This window comes from Bacteroides acidifaciens (assembly GCF_024623065.1).
GTDB classification, from domain to species: domain Bacteria; phylum Bacteroidota; class Bacteroidia; order Bacteroidales; family Bacteroidaceae; genus Bacteroides; species Bacteroides acidifaciens.
In genome coordinates, this window is record NZ_JANJZR010000137.1 from 1 (window position 1) to 4,753 (window position 4,753).

General features: G+C 39.5%; 5 protein-coding genes and 1 pseudogene. All 6 read left to right on the forward strand.

The genetic code is table 11. The features are described 5' to 3' along the window. Positions 1 to 106: pseudogene (locus NSB03_RS19910) on the forward strand (CatA-like O-acetyltransferase, family 2); the annotation flags it as partial. Between the two features lie 118 nt (positions 107 to 224). Continuing rightward, positions 225 to 1,352, forward strand: a complete 1,128-nt coding sequence (locus NSB03_RS19915; RefSeq protein WP_024988836.1) for a GyrI-like domain-containing protein — start codon at positions 225 to 227, stop codon at positions 1,350 to 1,352. Further along, a complete protein-coding gene (locus NSB03_RS19920) occupies positions 1,349 to 2,032 on the forward strand; it encodes a 4Fe-4S dicluster domain-containing protein (protein WP_024988835.1) in 684 nt (227 codons plus the stop codon). The genes NSB03_RS19915 and NSB03_RS19920 overlap by 4 nt, the downstream gene beginning before the upstream one ends. A 1-nt stretch (position 2,033) precedes the next feature. Continuing rightward, positions 2,034 to 2,882 carry an RteC domain-containing protein gene (locus NSB03_RS19925; RefSeq protein ID WP_024988834.1) on the forward strand — a complete coding sequence of 283 codons (849 nt, stop codon included), beginning with the start codon at positions 2,034 to 2,036 and terminating at the stop codon, positions 2,880 to 2,882. Between the two features lie 280 nt (positions 2,883 to 3,162). Further along, positions 3,163 to 4,452, forward strand: coding sequence for an MATE family efflux transporter (locus tag NSB03_RS19930; RefSeq protein ID WP_257466607.1), 1,290 nt, complete (start codon positions 3,163 to 3,165; stop codon positions 4,450 to 4,452). A 12-nt stretch (positions 4,453 to 4,464) separates the two neighbouring features. Next, positions 4,465 to 4,753 (forward strand): LbetaH domain-containing protein (locus NSB03_RS19935; protein WP_503597514.1); only part of this gene is annotated, 289 nt, incomplete at its 3' end.

Here is a 4,753-nt window from a genome sequence, read left to right on the forward strand (position 1 = left end):
GCTCACCATTTCTTTCCAGTTCCACCACACGCAAATGGACGGGGCGCACGCTTCCCGCTTTTTGGACGGGGTTCAGAGAGCAATTGACAATTTGCAGTATAAGTAAGTTTGCTATAAATGATATACACAGGTTACGATTTTGCAGCTTATTTCAAAAATGACTATTTAGGGTAACTGATTTCGTAACAGATTGAGTAACTTTGCTCTCAATAATAGAAACAGCAATGGAAACAGACATAGAAACCCAATATTGCCAAACCTGCGGAATACCCTTAGATATTGACTACAATAATCTTGGGGTAAATACGAGTGCGGAATATTGCGACTATTGTTTGAAGCATGGTGTCAAGGGTTACGATTTTTCGATGGACTATCTGATTTACCTTTGGGGGCTTTTCCCCGAAGAGTATTATAAAGAAGTAGGCATATCCTATACTTCGCAGGAAATCAGAGAGGTAATGTCAAAACGGCTTCCCGAAATAAAACGGTGGAAACAAAAAATCAATACAGCCCACGTGTTATATGAGCTGATTGTAAGGGTACAAGAATACATTAACCGCCATTTGTTCGAGGAACTTAGTTTAGATGCCCTATCGCAAACGGCAGGTATTTCCAAATACCATTTCCGGCGTGTTTTCAAGGCTGTATGTGGTGAAAATGTCGGGCTTTACATTCAACGGTTAAGATTGGAATATATCGCTTTCAAGTTAATTTCAACCGATATAAGTGTTACAGAATTGTTATGCCACATAAACTACCAAAACAAACATACACTTTCAAGGGCATTCAAAAGTTATTTTAAGTGTACGATACCGGAATTTCGTAAACTACATTCCAATGCCAACCCCGCAGGAATGTATCCGGTGCAAATTGTTCCTTGCATTGAGAAAGTTCCGCCTGTTCGTATTGCCTGTTTGAAACTGGAATGGACGGAACATATAAACCATGATTTTACAGTATTATGGAAACAGATTCTACGTCTTTCTGAAAATTGCGGTTTACAGTCAAGTGGCTGTAAATTTATAAGCCTTACATTGGATTGTCCGCTAATTTCTTCAGAAGAACAAACTCGTTTCATGGTGGGTATAACCGTTCCGGAATCATTTAACGTACCCAATGGCTTTTCTGTTCATGAAATAGAAGCCGGAGAATATGCACTGTTTCAATTCAAGGGGTTATATCACGAGTTGAACAGAGTGTATCGTTACATATACCTTGATTGGTTGCCGACAAGTGGATATGCGCTACGGGAACCTTACACATTTGAAACCTATCTCAATACTCCCGAAAAGACCCCTGTTTCGGAGTTGAGAACGGATATTTATATTCCTATTGTGCGAAAGAACAAATGAATGGCTTAAATAAGGGAATCGAACAACAGCTAAGAAATGAAAATGCTGATTTTGTCCACTTCGTGGATATTTCCATGATGGATATACGACAAAACCGGGGACTTCCGTATGCCATATTAATGGGAATTGCCATAAATCCATATTTTATCAAAGCTGTGCATGATAGTCCCAATTATGTGCATACTCTCAGCGATGAATATGCACAGACTGAAAAACGGGTGGGACTGATAGCGGACAAACTGGCTGAGTGGCTTGTCTGCAAAGGTTACAAAGCATTATCACAGTCCGACAATGCCTTGATAACCGAGAATACATTTGACTTCGCAACAAAAACGTCCGTTCTACCACATAAAACTATTGCTGTACTTAGCGGCACTGGTTATATCGGTAAAAACAACCTGTTCATCACGGCTGAATATGGAGCAGCACAATGTATTGGTACTGTTCTGACAAATGCCCCGCTATCAATATTAAAACACAAAATCAAGTCCTCGCAATGTGGTAATTGTAATATATGCAGGAATGTATGCCCACAAAAAGCGTTGAACGGGGTTGGATGGGACATAAATGTTTCAAGGGATGAGATAGTAAATGTTTATGATTGTATTACGTGCTTGAAATGTTTGGTTTATTGCCCGAAAACACAGGCATACATGAAACGACATATCACTATGAAGTAAGATGAAGGGGTATATAGGTAATATATTACAGGAAATAGACATAGAGATTGACGAAATCGACCTCTACGGCTATGATATTATCGAAACTTCTTTGTCAATGGTACATCGACTACAGGCGGTTCTTAATGATTTGAGAACTAAAATACAAACCTATATATTTCCAACCAAAGAGGACGAAATCTTATTTTTCAAGACACAGAAACCGGAAATACTCGGTCGGTTGCTATTCTTCTATAAGATATACAAAATTGAAACACAATGTCCTAATGGTAGTGATGAAGTGATTAGAAACTATATCAATCGGGAACTGGATAATCTGACTTATTTCTTCAATCGTAATTTGGACTTTTACCAATATTACCGTTCACACTCCACTGTGTATGATGAATATTATTTTGTTCGTGGAAAAGCAGATTTACGGTTATGTACCGATAGCGCACAGTTTGATAAAGACCCTAATTTCTCAACCGGATATGACTATAAAGTGGCTAAGATTATCGCCAATGAAATGCTGCGCATTTATCTGAATAAGCGATTGGTGAAACTGGTAACGAATAATCAGATAGAAGATAATCTACAAAGATGTTTCAAATACCCGTTCCGCTTCACAGGCAAAAAGTCATATCTTATCGAACTGGGATATTCTCTTGTATCTTCGGGCGACATAAACAATGGCAACGTGGAGATAAAAGAAATGATGAATTTCCTTAGCACGATATTCCACATTGATTTAGGGGATTATTACGCTTCATATATAGCCATGAAAGAGAGAAAAGACCGGACGGCATATCTTCATCATCTGATAGATAATCTTGTTAAGCGGATGAATGAGGATGATATGAAGTGTTAGCAAAAATTTAATTGATAATCCGATAATATAAGTTCAGGGAAAAACGCTATCTTTGCAGAACTAACAGAAAAATAAATAGTTGTTCAACAATATGAAATGGCAGTTGTGCATATAGCTACGCCGGGCGAATAGCACTTCCAATTATTGCTATTCAGCAATAGACAGGCTTATGTTTTAAGTTTGCCTGTTATTGTTTTGTCATTATTCCTTGTTATAAATCTATAAGATTGTCGTGCTGCTTAAAGCGGCAGGATATATTGTATCATATTGGTTTGAACAAATGAATTATACCTATAAAAAAATCTGGCTCATCGCTTTTCCTGTAATGATGAGCATCCTTATCGAACAACTGATAAATATTACCGATGCTTTGTTTTTAGGGCACGTGGGTGATGTGGAACTGGGCGCATCTGCCCTTGCCGGAATATGGTTCTTGGCAATTTATATGCTCGGCTTCGGGTTCAGTTTGGGGTTGCAAGTGGTAATTGCCCGCCGTAACGGAGAACAGCGGTATGCAGAAACGGGAAAAACGTTCTTTCAGGGATTGTTTTTCTTGCTGATACTGGCGGTACTCCTCTGTCTGCTATCCAAGATATTTTCTCCCGTTCTGTTGAAACATCTGATAACTTCGGATGATGTTTATAATGCGGTTATCCGCTATTTGGATTGGCGTATTTGGGGATTGTTGTTCTCTTTCCCGTTCCTTGCCTTACGCTCGTTTTTGGTAGGCATTACACAGACAAAAGCTCTGAACATGGCAGCTTTCACTGCCGTACTGGTGAACATTCCGCTGAACTGGCTCCTGATATTCGGCTTCGACATGGGTATATCGGGGGCGGCTATCGCATCTTCATTTGCCGAAATGTGTTCGCTGGCTGTATTGGCTGCATATATGTTTCGGCACATTGATAAAAAAGCGTATGGTTTATACTGGCATATTGATATAACGGTATTGAAAGAGGTATTTTCTATCTCGGTATGGAGTATGCTCCAGTTCTTTACAAGTGTAGCCATTTGGTTTCTGTTCTTCGTGGCTATCGAACGTTTGGGAGAAAAGGAATTGGCAGTATCGAACATTGTAAGAAGTGTTTCCGCACTGTTTTCCGTTATCGTCAATGCGTTGGCAGGTGTCACCGGTTCTTTGGTGAGTAACCTGATTGGAGCAGGTGAAAAGAAAAAAGTATTTCCGCTTTGCCATAAGATTATCCGTTTAGGATATGCGACAGGCATTCCACTGATTACTTTTGCGTTGTTCTTTCACCAGCACATTATAGGGGCTTATACGGAAAATCCCGCTATCATACAGCTTGCATGGCCGCCTTTTCTTGTCATGCTATTGAATTACTTCTTTGCACTACCCGGTTACGTCTATCTGAATGCTACAACAGGAACGGGAGCGACACGGACGGTATTCATTTTTCAGGTGATAACTACTATTGCTTATCTGTTCTGCTTATGGGGATTAGGTTGTTGTAATGTCACGTTAGCGGCATATTGGGCAGTGGAATACTTATATGTGATACTGCTTGGTACACAATCCGTCATTTATCTTAAATATAAACAATACTAAGAACTGAAAGTTATGATGAACAAGATATATCCCCGTAAAGGTGACACGCAAACCGTTTATTTGAATGCTGTCGTAAAAGACCCGTCTATCGAAATAGGCGACTATACCATTTACAATGATTTTGTTTCAGCCCCGTGTCTGTTTGAGCAAAACAATGTGTTGTATCACTATCCCATTAACCATGAACGGCTGATAATTGGAAAGTTCTGTTCTATTGCTTGCGGTGCAAAATTTCTGTTCAACTGCGCCAATCATACCCTGAAATCACTATCGACTTACACGTTCCCGCTGTTTTATGAAG

Coding starts and splice junctions, on each gene's coding strand:
- NSB03_RS19915 (WP_024988836.1), top strand. CDS start 225: ATGGAAACAGACATAGAAACCCAATATTGCCAAACCTGCGGAATACCC.
- NSB03_RS19920 (WP_024988835.1), top strand. CDS start 1,349: ATGAATGGCTTAAATAAGGGAATCGAACAACAGCTAAGAAATGAAAAT.
- NSB03_RS19930 (WP_257466607.1), top strand. CDS start 3,163: ATGAATTATACCTATAAAAAAATCTGGCTCATCGCTTTTCCTGTAATG.
- NSB03_RS19925 (WP_024988834.1), top strand. CDS start 2,034: ATGAAGGGGTATATAGGTAATATATTACAGGAAATAGACATAGAGATT.